This window comes from Streptomyces sp. NRRL B-3229 (assembly GCF_000719505.1).
In the GTDB taxonomy this organism is placed as follows: Bacteria; Actinomycetota; Actinomycetes; order Streptomycetales; family Streptomycetaceae; genus Streptomyces; species Streptomyces griseorubiginosus.
This window is the reverse complement of the sequence record NZ_JOGP01000009.1, coordinates 118,701-135,362: the sequence shown is the minus strand read 5'-3', so window position 1 is coordinate 135,362 and position 16,662 is coordinate 118,701. Positions and strand designations below refer to the sequence as shown.

Sequence of the window (16,662 nt, the reverse complement as noted above, 5' to 3'; positions counted from 1 at the left end):
GACAAGAGTAACCGTTGGGCCGCGCCCGCGGGTCAGCTGTCGCCCGTGCGGGAGCCCAGGGTCAGGGTGACCGTGTGGGTCTTGCCGTCGCGCTCGTACGTGATCTTGACCTGGTCACCGGGCTTGTGGGTCCAGATCTCGCCGATCAGGGTGGGCCCGGAGTCGATGACCGAGTCGTCGAGCTTGGTGATGACGTCACCCGGCTTGAGGCCGGCCTTGGCCGCCGGACCGCCCGTCTCGACCGGGGCGGAGCCCCCCGCGCCCTCGGTGGTGATCTTCGCGCCGCCCGAGGAGTCCTCCAGCGAGACGGACGCGCCGATCTTGGCGTAGACGGGCTTGCCGGTCTGGATCAGCTGCTGGGCCACGTACTTGGCCTGGTTGATCGGGATGGCGAAACCGAGGCCGATCGAGCCGGACTGGCTGGTGCCGCCGAGGCCGCCGCTGCCGGTGGACTGGATCGCGGAGTTGATCCCGATCACGTTGCCCTGGGCGTCGAGGAGGGGGCCGCCGGAGTTGCCCGGGTTGATCGACGCGTCGGTCTGGAGCGCGCTCATGTAGGACGCGTTCGAGCCGCTTCCGTCGCTGGACGCCACCGGGCGGTTCTTCGCGCTGATGATGCCGGTCGTGACCGTGTTCGACAGACCGAAGGGGGCGCCGATCGCGATCGTGGAGTCGCCGACCGCCACCTGGTCGGAGTTGCCGAGGGTGAGCGGCCTGAGATCGTTCGGCGCGTTCTTGAGCTTGATCACCGCCACGTCGTAGCCCTGCGCGTGCCCGACCACCTCGGCGTCGTACTTCTTGCCGTCGGGGAAGGTCGCCGAGAGCTTGCCGCCGTCGACCGCGTCGGCCACCACGTGGTTGTTGGTGACGATGTGGCCCTGCTTGTCGAAGACGAAGCCGGTTCCGGTGCCGCCCTCGCCGTTGGTGGACTCGGCCTCGATGGTGACCGTGCTCGGCAGCGCCCGCTGCGCCACACCCGCCACGGTCCCCGCGTCCCGCTTGACGCTGCCGCCGCTGTCCGAGGCGGAGACGGTCGTCGAGGAGCCGTTGTCGTTGTCCTTGGCCAGGGTGTAGCCGAGCCCGCCGCCGATTCCTCCGGCGACCAGCGCGGCCACCAGCATCGCGGCGACGAGACCGCCGCGGCCGTTCTTCGGCTTCGGCGCCGGCTGCTGGTAGCCCGCGCCCCAGACACCGGTCGGACCGGCGCCGCCGGCACCGGCTCCACCGGGGGCGTCGTAGCCACCCGCGCCGGCTCCACCGGGAGCGTCGTACCCGCCCGGGCTACCGGCGCCCTCCGCACCACTGCCGTAAGACGGGTTGTCGGGCACCTGCGGCGGCGGCCAGCCGCTGTCCGGGGCAGCACCCGCACCCTGGGGCGCCGGAGGCTGCGGGGCACCGCCCTCCGCGGAGGCGTACGACGGGGCCGGCCCGGCGTGCACCAGTTCCGGTCCCTGCGCGCCGCCCGGGGTGGTCGGCGGCACCGGCGGAATCGGGGTGGTCGGAGCGCCCGCGCCGGAGGTCTGGGGTGCCGAAGCCGCGGGAGCGTCCACCGGCACGGGGGGTGCGGACGGGGCCGGGGGTACCGCGGTGCCCTCGTTCTCGGTGCTCACAGCTTCTCTCCTCGGTCCACGGCTGTCTCTGTCGGTCGCACTCGGTCACGCTCGGCCAGTGCCGCTCGGTGCCCGGCGTGCGTCAGCTGTGCATGTCCTTTTGTATGCGGTCAGCTTTTCCCACGGGCCGTCAGGGCACCATAAGCGGTGCCTGTGGGTCCGCGGCTGCTCTTTATATAGGCCATGTAAGACAAATGAGGCGCAATACATATGCCTCCGTTCGCACGCGTACCCCTGTGCGGTGGCACCATGACGCGGTGACCCACGCACGGCAGCAGCTGACTCAAGTCGTCGCCCACCGCGGAGCCTCGGAAGACGCTCCCGAGCACACCCTCGCCGCCTACCGGAAGGCGATCGAGGACGGCGCCGACGCCCTCGAATGCGATGTACGTCTCACCGCGGACGGACATCTCGTCTGTGTCCACGACCGACGGGTCAACCGTACGTCCAACGGCCGCGGAGCGGTCTCGGCGCTGGAGCTCGCCGAGCTCGCCACCCTGGACTTCGCCTCCCGCCGGACGCGGGAGTTCTGGCGCACCCGCGACGAGGAGCCGGACTGGGTCTACCGGCCCGAGGACCGGGAGGACACCTCCGTCCTGACCCTGGAGCGGCTCCTCGAACTCGTCGCGGACGCCGGGCGCCGCGTGGAGCTGGCCATCGAGACCAAGCACCCGACGCGCTGGGCCGGACAGGTGGAGGAGCGGCTGCTGGTGCTGCTGAAGCGGTTCGGTCTGGACGCGCCCGCCTCGGCCGCCGAGTCCCCGATCAGGGTCATGAGCTTCTCGGCGCGTTCGCTGCACCGCGTGCGGGCCGCCTCGCCGACTCTGCCGACCGTCTATCTGCTCCAGTTCGTCTCGCCCCGGCTGCGGGACGGCCGGCTGCCCGCCGGGGTGCGCATCGCCGGGCCCTCGATCCGGATCATGCGCAACCATCCCGGTTACATCGAGCGCCTCAAGCGAGCGGGCCACCAGGTGCATGTGTGGACCGTCAACGAGCCCGAGGACGTGGACCTCTGCGTGGAGCTCGGCGTCGACGCCATCATCACCAACCGCCCGCGCGCGGTGCTCGACCGACTGGGCCGCTGACGTCGTCTCCGTCACAGGGTGTGCCCCGGCGCGTTCGGTACGTGTTCGACCGTTCCGAATGCGTCGGCGGAACGTGATTGGCCGGTTTCCGGTACAGGCCAATGGGGCATCCACACCGTGGCGTGGGGCGAAGGAGGTCTCGGGGGTGGCGTTGGTGGTGGCACAGGAGGTGCCCACGTCGTCGAGCATGGCCGTACCCCATGGCCCTGCGGGCGTGGGGAAAGCGAGACACCGGATGCGCGGGCAGCTGCGCAGCGGTGGCGTGGCGGAATCGGTCATCGACGACGCCGTACTGATTCTTTCCGAGCTCTTGAGCAATGCGTGCAAGCACGGCCGGCCGCTGGGCGATGCTCTGGCCGGGGACGGTGACGTCCGTGCCGCCTGGCGTGTGGACGGTTCCGGCAGACTTACGGTCGAGGTGACGGACGGCGGTGGGCCCACTCGCCCGGCTCCGGCGACGCCCTCGGTCACCGCGCACGGCGGCCGAGGGCTGAACATCATCACCGCGCTGGCCGACGACTGGGGCGTCCGGGACGACGCCCGGGGCGAGGTCACGGTCTGGGTGATCGTCCACGCGGACGTGCACGATCCGGACGCGGGGCGCAGGCGCGACGACTTCGCCTCCCGGGTCACGGCACCGGCGGTGTCCGCGATGTCCGACCTGGGCTTCATGGACGCGTTCGACGATCCCGACTGATACGGGCCCGACTCAGGTGACCCCGACCGCGACGAACCGCCCCGGGCGTGCGGGTGGCCCATCCGCCTGACACCCGGGTTGTCCACAGGCTCCCGTCGGCCAAGTCACGAACGGCTAGGCTCGCGCCCGTACGAGACGAGCCGTAACCGGGAGACAGCCACGATGGCCAAGAAGCGACCCCAGACGAAGGCCAAGCGCCCGCAGATCACGGAGGGCGCCCGCGCCGTAGGCGCTGATGGTGAGATTCCGGTCGTCGGCGCCCGCGAACCCTGCCCCTGCGGCAGCGGTCGCCGCTACAAGGCATGCCACGGCCGGGCGGCCGCGCAGGCCGCCACCGAGCTGGTGCACCGTCCGTTCGAGGGGCTCCCGGGTGAGGGCGACTGGGTGGCCCTGCGCGAGCTGGTCCCCGCCGCCACCGTCGAGCTGACCCTGAAGGACGGCCTCCCCGAGGGCGTACCCTCGGTCACCCTCGCCACGGTGCTGCCGATGGCCTGGCCCGCCCTGCGCCGCGACGACGGCTCGGTCCTGCTGGGCCTCCAGAACGACACGGCCTCCGGCGACATCAGCCGCGACCTGGCCGACACCCTCCGGCGGGCCCTGGAAGCGGCACCCGGCACTCCGGTGGAGGGCCGCCGGGCCCCCGCCGACGGTCCCCGGCTCCAGGAACTGCTCGACCCCGAAGGCGCCTTCGAGCCAGTTGTGCACGAGGGCTTCGAGTTCTGGGTCCCGGACGCGGAGAACGCCACGCCCGAGGTGACCGCCTCCCTGGAGCGCGCCAACGCCGCGGCCATCCCGACCGTCCGGCTGACCGGCGTCGATGCCGCCTACTGGTGCGAGACCCCGGACAAGAACCACCTGCGCTGGGTCATGCCGCACCCCGAGGAGCAGCTTCTGGACGCGCTGGCGCGGCTGCACGCGGCCGGCCGCTCCAGTCTCGGCGAGGGCACGCGACTCGTCGGTTCCTTCCGTGCTCACGGCCTCACCGTCCCGGTCTGGGACCTGCCGAGCGGGGTCACCGCGGACGACGTGGAGAAGCCGGCCGCCGAGTTCGCCGAGCGGCTCGCGGGCGCCCTGGCCGTGGACGCTCCGCTGACCGCCGACGAGCGCCGGGCCCGCGGCGGCCTCACCAACCGCCAGGTCACGCTGAGTTGACACAACGGGTGCGGCTGACCGGTCGGTCAGCCGCACCCGTTCTCCGCGCGGCGACCGGCCCTCTTCACAACTCCCCCCGGAAGATGGCGAATCGGTGTCCGAATCAGCCACGGAGCGCCGCGGTCGAATTTGCGAACAGCCGATCTCTTGTTACCGTTCCAATAGCCCGGTTGCTGGTGCATCCCCCGTCGCCAGCAACCGGGTCTTTCTGTGTCCGGGCCTCTTTACGGAACGACGCCGCGTGTCAACTGCCCGTGACTTCCTCGGAGTTGCTGCCGACCCGCAGCAGCAGCGGTCCACTGCCCCGCCGGGCGGCGAACTCCGCGACGGCCGTGTAGTCGCCCGGTGCCCCCTCGGTCCGCTCCCTGGGCGTCTCGCAGCTGTCCGGCTCGTCCCCGGTACCGACCACGCAGTGCATCTGCACCGTGTGCGCGCCGGGTCCCATGAGGCTGAGCACGGCGTCCAGGGCCGTGCCGGTCGCGTTGCGGTAGTAGGTCCGCGCCCAGGTCTCCTCGCCCTGCGTGAGCACACAGGTCTGCGCCTCGATGCCCTCGGGGGAACTCAGTTCGGGACCGCAGCGGGCGGCGGTGGCCAGGCCCAGGCCGAGGAGCAGCGGAGAGCGGTCCGCGCCGGCGAGCGGCGCCTTGTGGTCGTCCTCCACGGAAGGCCGTCCGGCAGACAGCCCTGCATCAGAAGGCCCTGCATCGGAAGGCTGTACATCGGAGGGCCGTACGTCAGAAGTCCGGGCAGGAGACCGCCGTACCGCGGCAGGCGGCGCGGACGAGCGCACGAGATCGCGTACGACCGTGCGACCCCCGTCGCCCACCTGCCCCGCGGAGGCCACGGCAAGCGGCAGCGCGACGGCGCCCAGCACGGCACCGGACAGGGCGAGCAGACGAAGGTTCATGGGCGGACGATAACGACCGGGCGCGGGCAGTCCCTCGCGTCCGCGCCCGACATGCCTACAACTCGGGGGCGCTCACACCCGTACGAGTGAGGGCCTCGACCACCGCGTCCACCACGGCCTCGACGTCGGGGACCCACGGAGAGGCCGAGCCGGGCAGCGGGGCGCGCTCCCAGGTGATGTCGCCGTGCCCGGTCTCCGACGGCGGCAGGGCGAGGTAGCCGCCCTCGCCGTGGAAGCGCAGGGAGCCAGGGACGTGGTCCTGGGCGTAGAGCAGTTCGCCCAACTGCTCCAGGGAGTACGGCTTCACGAGGATCGCCCAGCGCAGCGGCGAGGCGACCACCGGGCCCAGGCGCATGCCCTGGGCGTCGAGCGCGGCCAGGGCGCGGGAGGCCGGGAGGGCCGGCAGGCTGACCGCGCAGGGCGCGTTGCCGCCGGTGGCCAGGATGATCGGCGCGGCCGGGCGGTTGGTCCACCACCAGCGGACCATGCGCTCGTCGGCGGTGGCCGCGAGGAGGCCGGGGTCGAAGGGGTGGGCGCCGGGGACCGTGCACTCCGGGTCGGGGCAGCCGCAGCGGGCCCGGCCCTGCGGGTCCGGTGCCACGCCCGGGAGTACGGGCCACTGCCATTCCTTCGCGAAGGTCAGGGCCGCGCTGAGCAATTCAGGCCTTCCGTCGCTGCGCTGGGACAGGAGCCTGCGTCGCCTTCCGAGGATCTCGCGCATGAGCGCTCGTTCCTTTCCGTTGCACCGCTGGCAACACCGAGGACCACATCACACCATGTGTCGATCACTTCACTGTGCGTACCTGTTGGCGCATCACACCCCTGTCCGAGACAAGGGGAACCCCATACTGCGTCGTCTATCAAAAGCATGGGCGTGGCGGGGGGTGGCGAAGTATGGCGTTTTGCCGTCGCGCGTATTTCTCTCCGCCTCCACCACGGGAGGATGGGGCTCGGTCGTCGGTGGCTAAGACGCCCGGGTCGGTCACCAGGTTCCGGGTGACCGTCCACCACCCCTGGTCCTTACCGAGTACGTACCCATCACGACCGCTGTGACGCTCTGTGGAGCAAGGCCAGTCGACCTCAATACACCGTAACCCCAGGCATTTTTGAGCCAACTTAACCCTTCGCCCCGCTGTCCACCAGTTACCCGTGGACACCAGGAATCCCAGCAGGACAATGCTGGACATCCCCTTACGAGTGCGTGTACATGTGGAGACACTGCTAGCGGCGCAGAATGACATGGGGGTTTGCGATGCTTTTGAGCAATACGCACCGGTCGGAAAGCCGGACGCCATGAACGCCCCTCACCCTCCGAAAGTGGCTGGAATCGATTCAACGGTTCCCGCGCCCGCACACACTGTCGCGCCCGCGCCCGCCGCCCCGGCCGCCCCCTCGGGCGGCTCACCGAACGCCCTCGGCGCCCTGCTCCAGGACCGTCTCGCCGGCTGGGTCTCCGACCTCACCACCCTCCACGAACTGACCGAGCGCCTCGTGCGCACGGACGCGCTGTCCGAAGCGCTCCAGGAACTCCTGCGCGCCGGAGCCGCCCTCGTCGGCGCCCGCCGCGGACTCGTCGTCCTCGAACCCGACGACGGCCTCGGCCCCGACACCACCATCGGCCTCGGCCTCGCCCGCGCCGACCTCGGGCACATCGAGACGGTGCCGCGCAGCGCGATGTCGTACGGCAGGATCCTCGACGGGCTGCCGGGCGGCGACGGCGAGATCGCCCAGCCCGACCTGCTCGCCGAGGACGGCCTGGACCCGCGCCACCGCGAGGTCGCCGCCCGTCTCGGCTACGCCGCCAGCTACGCGCTCCCCCTCGCCACCGACGACGCCGGCCGCCTCGGCGCCGCCGTCTGGCTCTACGACGAGCCCGCCGAGCCCTCCGAGCGCCAGCGCCACCTCGTCGGTCTGTACGTCCGCCACGCCACCGAGCAGCTGGCCCGGCTCCTGGAGGTCGAGCGCACGCGCGCGTGCATGGCGACGATGACGGAGGAGCTGCTGCCGTCCCGGCTCCCCCGGGTCGCCGGCGTACGGCTCGCCGCCCGGCACCGCACCGGACCGCGCGGCGGCGGCGACTGGTACGACGCGCTGCCGCTGCCGGACGCGGCCCTGGGACTCGCGGTCGGTTCGGTGACCGGCTCCGGCGCGAGCGCGATCGCCGCGATGGGCCGTCTCAGGGCGTCGCTGCGGGCCTACGCGGTGATGGAGGGCGAGGACCCCGTCGCCGTCCTGTCCGACCTGGAGCTGCTGCTGCGGCTGACCGAGCCGGCCCGCTCGGCCACCGCCCTGTTCGCCTACTGCGAGCCCGGGCTGCGCAAGCTCACGCTGGCCGGTGCCGGGCACTGCCCGCCGCTCCTGATCGGCGACCGGCGCACCGAGTTCGTGGAGACCTCGGTGTCCGCGCCGCTCGGGATGCTCGCCTGCTGGGAGGCACCCAGCGTGGAGCTGAGCGCCGAGCCGGGAGAGACGGTTCTGCTGTACACCGACGGGCTGCTGCACCGCACCGGCGACGCCACCGACCGCGCCTTCGCCCGGCTGCACGCGGCGGCGGCCGGGGTGCCGAAGGCGCTGCGCCGCGACCCGGAGGCGGTCGCCGACCACGTACTGCGTACGGTGCTGCCGGACGGGCTGGACGAGGCGGACTCCGAGGAGGACGTCGTACTACTCGCGGCACACTTCGAGTAGCTCCTGGTAACAGGCACTACGGCCCTGGGCCCCCTTCCGTGCGACCGTACGATGGAGGGGGTCCAGTGCCGTTGCGTAGGAGGATGACCGTGGCCGAAGAGCTCACCCCGGCGACCCCGGAAGATGAGTCCGAAGAGCCGATCAAGAAGCGGAAGAACGGCCTGTACCCGGGCGTCTCCGACGAGCTGGCCGAGAGCATGCGGACCGGCTGGGCCGACACCGAGCTGCACGACCTGGAGCCGATCGCGCAGGCAGCCGAGACCGAGGCCCGACGCGCGGCGCTCTCCGCGCGCTTCCCGGGCGAGCGGCTGGTGATCCCCGCGGGCAACCTCAAGACCCGGTCCAACGACACGGAGTACCCCTTCCGGGCCTCCGTGGAGTACGCCTACCTCACCGGCAACCAGACCGAGGACGGCGTGCTCGTGCTGGAGCCCGTCTCCGGCGGCCACAGGGCCACGCTGTACCTGCTGCCGCGCTCCGACCGCGAGAACGGCGAGTTCTGGCTCTCCGGACAGGGCGAGCTGTGGGTCGGACGCCGGCACTCGCTGACCGAGTCCGAGAAGCTGTACGGCATCCCCGTCTCCGACGTGCGCGAGCTGGCGGACGCCCTGCGCGAGGCGACCGGACCGGTCCGTGTCGTACGCGGCTACGACGCCGGGATCGAGGCCGTGCTGACCGACAAGGTCACCGCCGAGCGGGACGAGGAGCTGCGGGTCTTCCTGTCGGAGGCGCGCCTGGTCAAGGACGACTTCGAGATCGGCGAGCTCCAGAAGGCGGTCGACTCGACGGTCCGTGGGTTCGAGGACGTGGTGAAGGTCCTCGACAAGGCCGAGGCCACCTCCGAACGCTACATCGAGGGCACCTTCTTCCTCCGCGCGCGTGTGGAGGGCAACGACGTCGGCTACGGCACGATCGCCGCGGCGGGACCGCACGCGTGCACGCTGCACTGGGTGCGCAACGACGGGGCCGTGCGGTCCGGTGAGCTGCTGCTCCTGGACGCCGGCGTCGAGACGCACACGTACTACACCGCCGACGTCACGCGGACCCTGCCGATCAACGGCCGCTTCAGCGGGATCCAGAAGAAGATCTACGACGCGGTGTACGACGCCCAGGAGGCCGGGATCGCGGCCGTCAAGCCTGGCGCCAAGTACCGGGACTTCCACGACGCGGCCCAGCGGGTGCTCGCGGAGCGGCTCGTGGAGTGGGGGCTGGTCGAAGGGCCCGTCGAGCGGGTGCTGGAGCTGGGACTTCAGCGGCGGTGGACGCTGCACGGGACCGGGCACATGCTGGGCATGGACGTCCACGACTGCGCTGCCGCGCGGGTGGAGTCGTATGTCGACGGGGTGCTCGAGGCGGGGATGGTGCTGACCGTCGAGCCCGGGCTGTACTTCCAGGCCGACGATCTGACGGTGCCCGAGGAGTACCGGGGGATCGGGGTGCGGATCGAGGACGACATTCTGGTGACCGCGGAAGGCAACCGGAACCTGTCCTCCGGGCTGCCTCGGCAGTCTGACGAGGTTGAGGCGTGGATGGCGGGTCTGAAGGGGTAGTGGGCCGGCTGCGGGTGCGTTGTGGCTGGTCGCGCAGTTCCCCGCGCCCCTAGGGAGTTGCAGTGGACCTGCATCTGGATGCCGACTCCGTCGACGGGCGTCGTGCTGGGCTCGAACGGGCCCTGCGCGACGCCATTCGCGGTGGACGTCTGGCTCCCGGAGCCCGGCTGCCCGCCACCCGGCGGCTCGCTGAGGAACTGGGGGTCTCCCGGGGGACCGTGAAGGCGGCCTATGACCAGCTGATCGCCGAGGGGTTTCTCACCGCTCGGCAGGGGGCCGGTACCGAGGTCGCTTCTCTGCCGTCTCTGGACACCCCGCCTCCGAAGTCCGCTGCACGCGTGCGTGCGCCGGTGCACGATCTGCGGCCCGGCGCACCCGACGTCGGTGCCTTCCCCGCCGACGCCTGGGTCAAGGCCGTGCGGCGGGCCGTCGCCGTCGCGCCCGTCTCCGCGTACGACTACGGCGATCCCCTGGGGCGGATCGAGCTGCGGACCGCTCTGTCGGAGTACCTGGGGCGGGCCCGCGGGATCGTCGCTCCCCCCGAACGGATCCTGGTCACCTCAGGGGCCGTGCAGGGGCTGGCGCTGCTCACGCGGGTGCTGGAGGGCGGGGCCGTGGCCATGGAGGATCCCGGGCTGCCCTTCCACCGGGAGGTCGTACGGCACGCGGGCGGGCGTGTGGTGCCGGTGCGGGTGGACGACCTGGGGGTCGACGTCGACGATCTCCGGGATCCCGCGGCCGTGGTCGTGACGCCCGCGCACCAGTACCCGACCGGCGTGACCCTGCACCCCTCGCGGCGGCGGGCGCTCACCGACTGGGCACGCGCGCGGGGGGCGTGGATCGTCGAGGACGACTACGACGGGGAGTTCCGGTACGACCGGCAGCCCGTGGGGGCGCTCCAGGGGATGGCGCCGGGGCAGGTCGTCTGTCTGGGGACGGTGTCCAAGACGCTCGGGCCCGGGCTGCGGCTCGGGTGGATGGTGCTGCCGCCGGACCTCGTCGGCCCGGTCGCGGACGCAAAGTTGCACAGCGACCACAGCACCGAGACCATCGGGCAGCTGGCCCTCGCCGAGCTGATCCGCAGCCACGCCTACGACCGTCATGTGCGCGCCGGCCGGCTCCGGTACCGGCGGCGCAGGGACCTGCTCGTGTCCCGGCTGGGGGCGCGGTGGGGAGTACGGGGGATCGCAGCCGGGCTGCACGCGCTGGTGGAGGTCGAGGACGAGACGGCGGTGCTGGAGCGCGCGGCGGCGGAGGGGCTCGCGGTGGGCTCGCTCGGGGAGCACTGGCACTCCCGGGGGCCGCGCGAAGGCTTGGTCGTGGGGCCGCGCGAAGGCCTGGTCGTGGGGCCGCGCGAAGGCCTGGTCGTGGGGCCGCGCGAAGGCCTGGTCGTGGGGTACGGGACGCCTCGGGAGGGGGCGTATCCACGGGCTCTGGAGGCGCTGGCCCGGGTGCTGGAATTGGGCCACTCCTAAGGGCCGTCATTGGGCCTGTCGAGCGGTCCACTGCGCTTCTAGTGTCGTAGCCATGAGGCACTCACTCGTACCGCCCGCGGGACCGCAGCGCGTGCTGGCCCTGGCCCAGTTGAGCAACTCCGTCGGTGACGGCGCCTACTACGTGACGTCGGCGCTCTACTTCACCCATGTCGTCGGGCTCGCCCCCGCGCGCGTGGGACTCGGGCTGACCGTCGGCTGGGCGGTCGGGTCGGTGGTGGGGGTGCCGCTCGGGCGGCTCGCGGACCGGCGCGGGGCACGCGGTACGGCCGTGCTGCTGGCGCTGGCCACGGGGCTGGCGGTGGCGTCCTTCCTGGTGGTGCGGGACTTCGTGCCGTTCGTCCTGGCGGCCTGTGCCTACGCCTCCGCGCAGTCGGGGCTCGCCGCGGCCCGGCAGGCGCTGCTCGCGGGGCTGGTGTCCGCCGGGGAGCGGACCGGGCTGCTGGCCCACCTCCAGGCGACGCTGAACGCCGGTCTCGCCGTGGGCGCGGGCCTGGGCGGGCTGGCGCTGCACGCCGGCACCCGGGCGGCCTACCTCGGGGTGTTCGCGGTCGACGCTGTGAGCTTCCTGGTGTGCGCGCTGCTGTTGCTGCGGCTGCCGTCGGTGGCACCCCGGGTGCCCTCGGGGAAGCGGCCCGGCGCGGGGGTGCTGCGCGACCGGCCGTACGCCGTGATCACCGTGCTGAACACCGTCCTGCTGCTGCGGATGCCCCTGCTGAGCCTCGGGATCCCGCTGTGGATCGCCGAGCGGACCGCGGCTCCCACCTGGGTGGTGTCCGCGCTGTTCGTGCTCAACACCGGGGCCGTGATGGCCTTCCAGGTGCGGATGGCGCGCGGGGTGTCGGGGCTCGCGTCGGCGACCCGCGCGGTGCGGCGGTCGGGGTGGATCATGCTGGCCGCGTGCGCGGTGTTCGCGCTGTCGGCGGGGTCCTCGCCGTGGGTGGCCGTGGGTGCGCTGGTGGTGGGGGCCGTGCTTCAGGTGGTGGCGGAGATGGGGCAGTCGGCGGGGTCCTGGCAGCTCTCCTTCGACCTGGCTCCGGCCGAGCGGGTCGGCGAGTACCAGGGGTTCTTCGGGACCGGGGTGACCGTGGCGCGGACGCTCGGGCCGCTGGTGCTCACCACGCTGCTGGTGGAGTGGGGCACGCCCGGGTGGCTGCTGCTGGGAGCGGTGACGCTGGGGGCGTCGTACGCGATGGGGCCGGCGACCCGGCGGGCCGCCGGCCGGGTGACGGCGGACGTCAGGCAGCCCGAGTTCGTGCACTGACCCCTTTTGTACCGACAGCTCTTGCCCTCATAGCTCGTGCACTGACCGCCGCCGGCAGGGCGTCCATGAACAGGGCCCCCGCGAGCAGCCCGGCGCTGCCGCGGGGGCTCCACGCGCGTGCGTGCAGGTCGGCGTCGAGGGCGAGCAGGGCCTCGCGGCCGGAGTCGGTCGTGGTGCCGCCCGCCTCCAGGACGCCCCGGGCTCCCGCCTGGACGTGCCGCAGACCCGCGGGGCCCGCCGTGTGGAGGAGTTCGGTGTCCTGGAGCGTGGACATGACGGTGAGCAGGGCGTCCAGGCGGGCCTCGGTCTCACCGGCGCCCGCGGTGCGGGCCGTGGCCAGCGCGGCCAGCGCCCGCCGGACGTGCGGGAATCCGGCGCGGGCCTCGCCGCGGGCACCCGCGGCGCCGTACTTCGCGGAGACCGAGGAGCCCCGGGAGGCCCGGCGCGGGGCCCGCTTGTCGGGGTGCGCGGCGATCTTCTTGGCGGCCGCCGTCACCTGCGTGGAGCGGGCCGCCGGGTCGAGGGCGGCCGCCGCGACCAGCAGACCGAGAGTCCACAGAGCACCGCGGTGGCCGCCGCCGGCCAGGTCCACGGAGTGCTCGGTGGACCGGCCGATCGCGCCCAGTTCCGCGCGGAGCCGGGGTGTGGGTTCGCCGGTGCGGCGGGCGGCCGCGGCCATCGCCGCGAGACCGGGCGTGAGCGCCCTGGCCGACCAGCGCAGCGAACCGTGGTCTTTGCGGGTGCGACGGGCGCCGAGGTCACGCGGGTCGGGCAGGCCCGGCTTGGGAGCCAGGGCCAGCTGGCCGGTCAGCGCGTCCACGGCGGCCAGCGCCAGGGCCTCGTCCTCAGGGCTGCTCATGGCCGCACCGTAGGAACGGTGTCCGTCAGGGACATGGGTGGAGGCTGTGCGGGGGCTGAGAGTTCCGGCAGCAGTGCGGGGGGGCGCGCGGCTTTCCGTCGTCCGGGTGAAATACATGCTGGCTCCGCCGTTCCTCAAACGCCCGAACGGAGTAAAATCTTCGCAACAGATCCCGGGGGGCGGAACCGCGTGGGCCTGCTTTGCCTTCAACTACCAACACGCCCGTGGGTGCGTCGCCGCCGCTCAGACCCCCTTATGGCGGTGCAGCCGACAACGGGCACTGACATGTTCACAACTCGCCTACGGGGGAACGCAGTTGGGTTGGCGTGTGGTTTTATATCTGCCCTGCGACACCCGCTCCGGGGTCGTTCACCCGGAGCGTGTCAGCGCGCGATGCGCTTCGGTTGTCCGTAATAATCGCCCTACGTGGACCGACCAGCGGGCACACGGAAGATCGAGGTTCGTCCATGAACACGCCCACCACCACGGCCGACGAGCCTGGAAAGCAGTCCACGCCCGGGGAGCGGATCCCTCTGGTGCGACTCGCAGCCCGCGCGGACGGCCTCACCTCCGGTGCCCTCACCCGTGTCGTCTCGCACGGCACCCCGGACCGCGGGCCCGCCAAGGTCTCGGTGGCGGCGTTCCAGTCGGCCGTCTGACCCCTGCCCCCTCGGGCAGGAAACGCGCTGTGCGCTGATGGACTCCTCGCCGCACCCCCTGAGCCAGTTCGTGCTGAAGATGCACAGCCGCTGCGATCTCGCCTGCGACCACTGCTACGTCTTCGAGCACGCGGACCAGAGCTGGCGAGGCAGGCCCGTCGTGATCTCGGACGAACTGCTGGACCTCACCGCCCGGCGCATCGCCGAACACGCCCGCACCCACCGGCTCGACACCGTTCACGTCGTCCTGCACGGCGGGGAGCCCCTCCTCGCCGGCCGGAACAGGCTCCGCCGGGCCGCGCAGAACTTGTCCACCGCCCTGTCCGGCGTCAGCGCCCTCGATCTGCGCATCCACACCAACGGCGTCACCCTCGACGAGCAGTTCTGCGAACTGTTCGCGGAGTACGACATCAAGGTGGGTGTCTCGCTCGACGGCGACCGCGCCGCCAACGACCTGCACCGCCGCTATCGCAACGGCCGCAGCAGCCACACCCGGGTGCTGCGCGCGATCGAACTGCTGAGCGGCCCTCGCTACCGGCACCTCTTCGCCGGCCTGCTCTGCACGGTCGACCTGCGCAACGACCCCGTCACCGTGTACGACGCCCTCGCCGAACTCGCCCCGCCCCGCATCGACTTCCTGCTCCCCCACGCCACCTGGGACGAGCCCCCTCCCCGCCCCGACGCCGGCACCTCGGCCACGCCGTACGGCGACTGGCTGCTGCGTGTCCACGACCGCTGGACGGCCGCGGGCCGGCCCATGGGGGTGCGGGTCCTGGACTCCGTGCTGCGCACCCTGCGCGGGGCGAGCAGTCTCACCGAGTCCCTCGGACTGGCCCCGGTGGAACTCGCGGTCATCGAGACCGACGGCGCCCTGGAGCAGGCCGACTCACTGAAGACCGCGTACGAAGGAGCACCCGGCACCGGTCTGCACGTGGCCGTCAACTCCCTGGACGAGATGGCCGCGCACCCCGGCATCACGGCCCGGCAGCAGGGGCTGGACGGGCTCTGCGAGACCTGCCGGGACTGTCCCGTGGTCCGCTCGTGCGGGGGAGGGCTGTACGCGCACCGCTACCGCTCCGAGGGCGGCTCCGGAGGGTTCATGAACCCGTCCGTGTACTGCGCCGATCTGAAACAGCTCATCACCGGGATCCGCGACCGGGAAGACCGGAGGACACCGATGCCCCACCTCCCCCTGGACGACGTGCACCTGGCCGAGATCGCCGCCGGGTTCGGCGGCGCCGACGCGGTCGAGCGGCTGGCCCGGCACGAACTCACCGTCAACCGCGAACTCCTCGGCGCCGTCTGGCACGAGAGCCCGCACGACGAGACCGGTACGGCCGCCTGGGAGACCCTCGCGGTCCTCGACGCCGAGGCCCCCGAGTCGGTGGACGCGGTCCTGGCCCACCCCTATCTGCGCCCCTGGGCCCAGCGCGTGCTCCGCGGCGACGGGGAGGCCGGGCCGATCGCGATGCGCGGGGTGGCGGAGCTCGCCGCGGCCGCACTGCTGCGGTCCGGGCAGGCGGGCGGCGTGACCGTACCGACCCACCTCGGGGTGCTGCGGCTGCCCACCCTGGGCGCACTGGTCGTGGGCGAGGCGACGGAGGCACGGGTCACCAGCGTCTCCGACGAGAGCTTCCACGTCCGGGTCGAAGGGCGCGAGCACACCGTGGGCCTCAAGTCCGCCGCGGATCCCGCCTGGTGGGCCCGGCACCGCTTCGAACTGCCGGGCTGGGCCGTCGCCCTGGAGGACACCGACCCCTGGCGGGACGCCCACGGTTACCCGGTACGGGGCCGGCTGTCCACGGAGGCGGCCGGGAGTTGGCACCGGGACCTCGCCGCGGCGTGGGAGTGGATCCGTCGTGAACTTCCCGCCTACGCACCCGGACTCGCGGCGGGGCTGAGCGTCGTCACCCCGCTGCGGGAGTCCACCGGGGGCGCGGACATCAGCTCGGCGGCCAGGGACGCCTTCGGCGCGGTCGGCATCGCCCGGCCGGGCACGCCCCAGACCCTGGCGTGTCTGCTGGTCCACGAGTTCCAGCACGTCAAGCTGGGCGCCGTACTCGATGTCGCGGACCTCTACGACCCCACCTGTGAGCGGCTGTTCTACGCCCCCTGGCGCCCCGATCCGCGCCCGCTGGAAGGGCTGCTCCAGGGGACGTACGCGCATATCGCCGTCGTCGACTACTGGCGTGCCCGCCGACGGACCGCGCCGGGCGCCGAGGCACGGGACGCCGAGGTCCGGTTCGCCCGGTGGCGGGAGCAGACCGCGGAGGCGGTGGACACGCTGATCGGCTCCGGCGCCCTGACCGACCTGGGCATGCGCTTCGTCGCGGCCATGGGGGAGACCGTCGCGAACCGGCTGACCGAACCGGTGGACGCCGACGCGCTGCTCAGTGCGCGGCGCACCGCGGCGGACCACAAGGTCCGTACCACCGGGCTGGATTGACGCCGTATCACATCCGGCGGACCGGTCCCGTCGGCTTCCGTTGTGCGGGTGGGCTCGGATGCAGGCGTACGTCTCCCGGGGCGGGGCCGGCACGGTGGCGAACGGTGACTCGCTCCCCCTCAGGGGCATGAGCGCCCCCGAGGTCTCACCCCCGCCGCCTGAGGGGCCGGAGAACAGCAGTGCCCCCCCCGAGCCCGGGGCGCACCAGTGCCCCCCGACCCCGCGGAGCCCCCCGCCCCGCGGAGCCCCCCG

At 72.6% G+C, this 16,662-nt stretch carries 13 protein-coding genes; 9 read left to right on the top strand and 4 right to left on the bottom strand.

Annotation, left to right across the window (positions count from 1 at the left end; translation table 11 throughout):
• Positions 1 to 32: 32 nt before the first annotated feature.
• Positions 33 to 1,610 (bottom strand): S1C family serine protease, encoded by a 1,578-nt coding sequence (locus tag IF54_RS0117010; RefSeq protein ID WP_030319379.1) that lies wholly within the window; start codon positions 1,608 to 1,610, stop codon positions 33 to 35.
• A gap of 257 nt (positions 1,611 to 1,867) precedes the next feature.
• On the opposite strand from IF54_RS0117010, the gene IF54_RS0117005 reads away from it, so the two are divergent.
• The 3 genes from IF54_RS0117005 to IF54_RS0116995 all read left to right on the top strand — a co-directional run bounded on the left by IF54_RS0117005 (position 1,868) and on the right by IF54_RS0116995 (position 4,544).
• Positions 1,868 to 2,695, top strand: coding sequence for a glycerophosphodiester phosphodiesterase (locus IF54_RS0117005; RefSeq protein ID WP_030319378.1), 828 nt, complete (start codon positions 1,868 to 1,870; stop codon positions 2,693 to 2,695).
• 58 nt (positions 2,696 to 2,753) lie between these two features.
• Positions 2,754 to 3,392 carry an ATP-binding protein gene (locus tag IF54_RS39630; protein WP_037820099.1) on the top strand — a complete coding sequence of 213 codons (639 nt, stop codon included), beginning with the start codon at positions 2,754 to 2,756 and terminating at the stop codon, positions 3,390 to 3,392.
• Between the two features lie 162 nt (positions 3,393 to 3,554).
• Entirely contained in the window at positions 3,555 to 4,544 is a 990-nt protein-coding gene (locus IF54_RS0116995) for a DUF5926 family protein (protein WP_030319372.1), read from the top strand.
• Positions 4,545 to 4,788: 244 nt separating this feature from the next.
• Here IF54_RS0116995 and IF54_RS0116990 read toward each other — a convergent pair whose 3' ends face one another.
• The gene (locus IF54_RS0116990) at positions 4,789 to 5,451 is read right to left on the bottom strand and encodes a hypothetical protein (protein ID WP_030319370.1); all 663 of its coding nucleotides are present in this window, start codon (positions 5,449 to 5,451) and stop codon (positions 4,789 to 4,791) included.
• Positions 5,452 to 5,506: 55 nt separating this feature from the next.
• The gene (locus IF54_RS0116985) at positions 5,507 to 6,172 is read right to left on the bottom strand and encodes a bifunctional DNA primase/polymerase (protein WP_030319368.1); all 666 of its coding nucleotides are present in this window, start codon (positions 6,170 to 6,172) and stop codon (positions 5,507 to 5,509) included.
• 455 nt (positions 6,173 to 6,627) lie between these two features.
• Between IF54_RS0116985 and IF54_RS0116980 the strand changes: the two genes are divergently transcribed.
• From IF54_RS0116980 to IF54_RS0116965, 4 genes are all read left to right on the top strand, one after another.
• The gene (locus IF54_RS0116980) at positions 6,628 to 8,139 is read left to right on the top strand and encodes a PP2C family protein-serine/threonine phosphatase (RefSeq protein WP_199821217.1); all 1,512 of its coding nucleotides are present in this window, start codon (positions 6,628 to 6,630) and stop codon (positions 8,137 to 8,139) included.
• An 83-nt stretch (positions 8,140 to 8,222) separates the two neighbouring features.
• On the top strand, positions 8,223 to 9,689 hold the full coding sequence (locus tag IF54_RS0116975; protein WP_030319362.1) for an aminopeptidase P family protein: 1,467 nt from the start codon (positions 8,223 to 8,225) through the stop codon (positions 9,687 to 9,689).
• Between the two features lie 62 nt (positions 9,690 to 9,751).
• Positions 9,752 to 11,164 carry a PLP-dependent aminotransferase family protein gene (locus IF54_RS0116970; RefSeq protein WP_030319360.1) on the top strand — a complete coding sequence of 471 codons (1,413 nt, stop codon included), beginning with the start codon at positions 9,752 to 9,754 and terminating at the stop codon, positions 11,162 to 11,164.
• 52 nt (positions 11,165 to 11,216) lie between these two features.
• Positions 11,217 to 12,446, top strand: a complete 1,230-nt coding sequence (locus IF54_RS0116965) for an MFS transporter (RefSeq protein ID WP_037820097.1) — start codon at positions 11,217 to 11,219, stop codon at positions 12,444 to 12,446.
• On the opposite strand, the gene IF54_RS0116960 is transcribed toward IF54_RS0116965, so the two are convergent.
• A complete protein-coding gene (locus IF54_RS0116960) occupies positions 12,421 to 13,305 on the bottom strand; it encodes a triphosphoribosyl-dephospho-CoA synthase (RefSeq protein ID WP_030319356.1) in 885 nt (294 codons plus the stop codon). The two genes, IF54_RS0116965 and IF54_RS0116960, sit on opposite strands and share 26 nt — an antisense overlap.
• A 467-nt stretch (positions 13,306 to 13,772) precedes the next feature.
• On the opposite strand from IF54_RS0116960, the gene IF54_RS0116955 reads away from it, so the two are divergent.
• Both IF54_RS0116955 and IF54_RS0116950 read left to right on the top strand, forming a co-directional pair.
• Positions 13,773 to 13,964 carry a hypothetical protein gene (locus IF54_RS0116955; RefSeq protein WP_030319353.1) on the top strand — a complete coding sequence of 64 codons (192 nt, stop codon included), beginning with the start codon at positions 13,773 to 13,775 and terminating at the stop codon, positions 13,962 to 13,964.
• Between the two features lie 37 nt (positions 13,965 to 14,001).
• Complete coding sequence (locus IF54_RS0116950; protein WP_030319351.1) at positions 14,002 to 16,410, top strand: FxsB family cyclophane-forming radical SAM/SPASM peptide maturase; 2,409 nt, start codon at positions 14,002 to 14,004, stop codon at positions 16,408 to 16,410.
• The last annotated feature ends 252 nt before the right edge of the window (positions 16,411 to 16,662 follow it).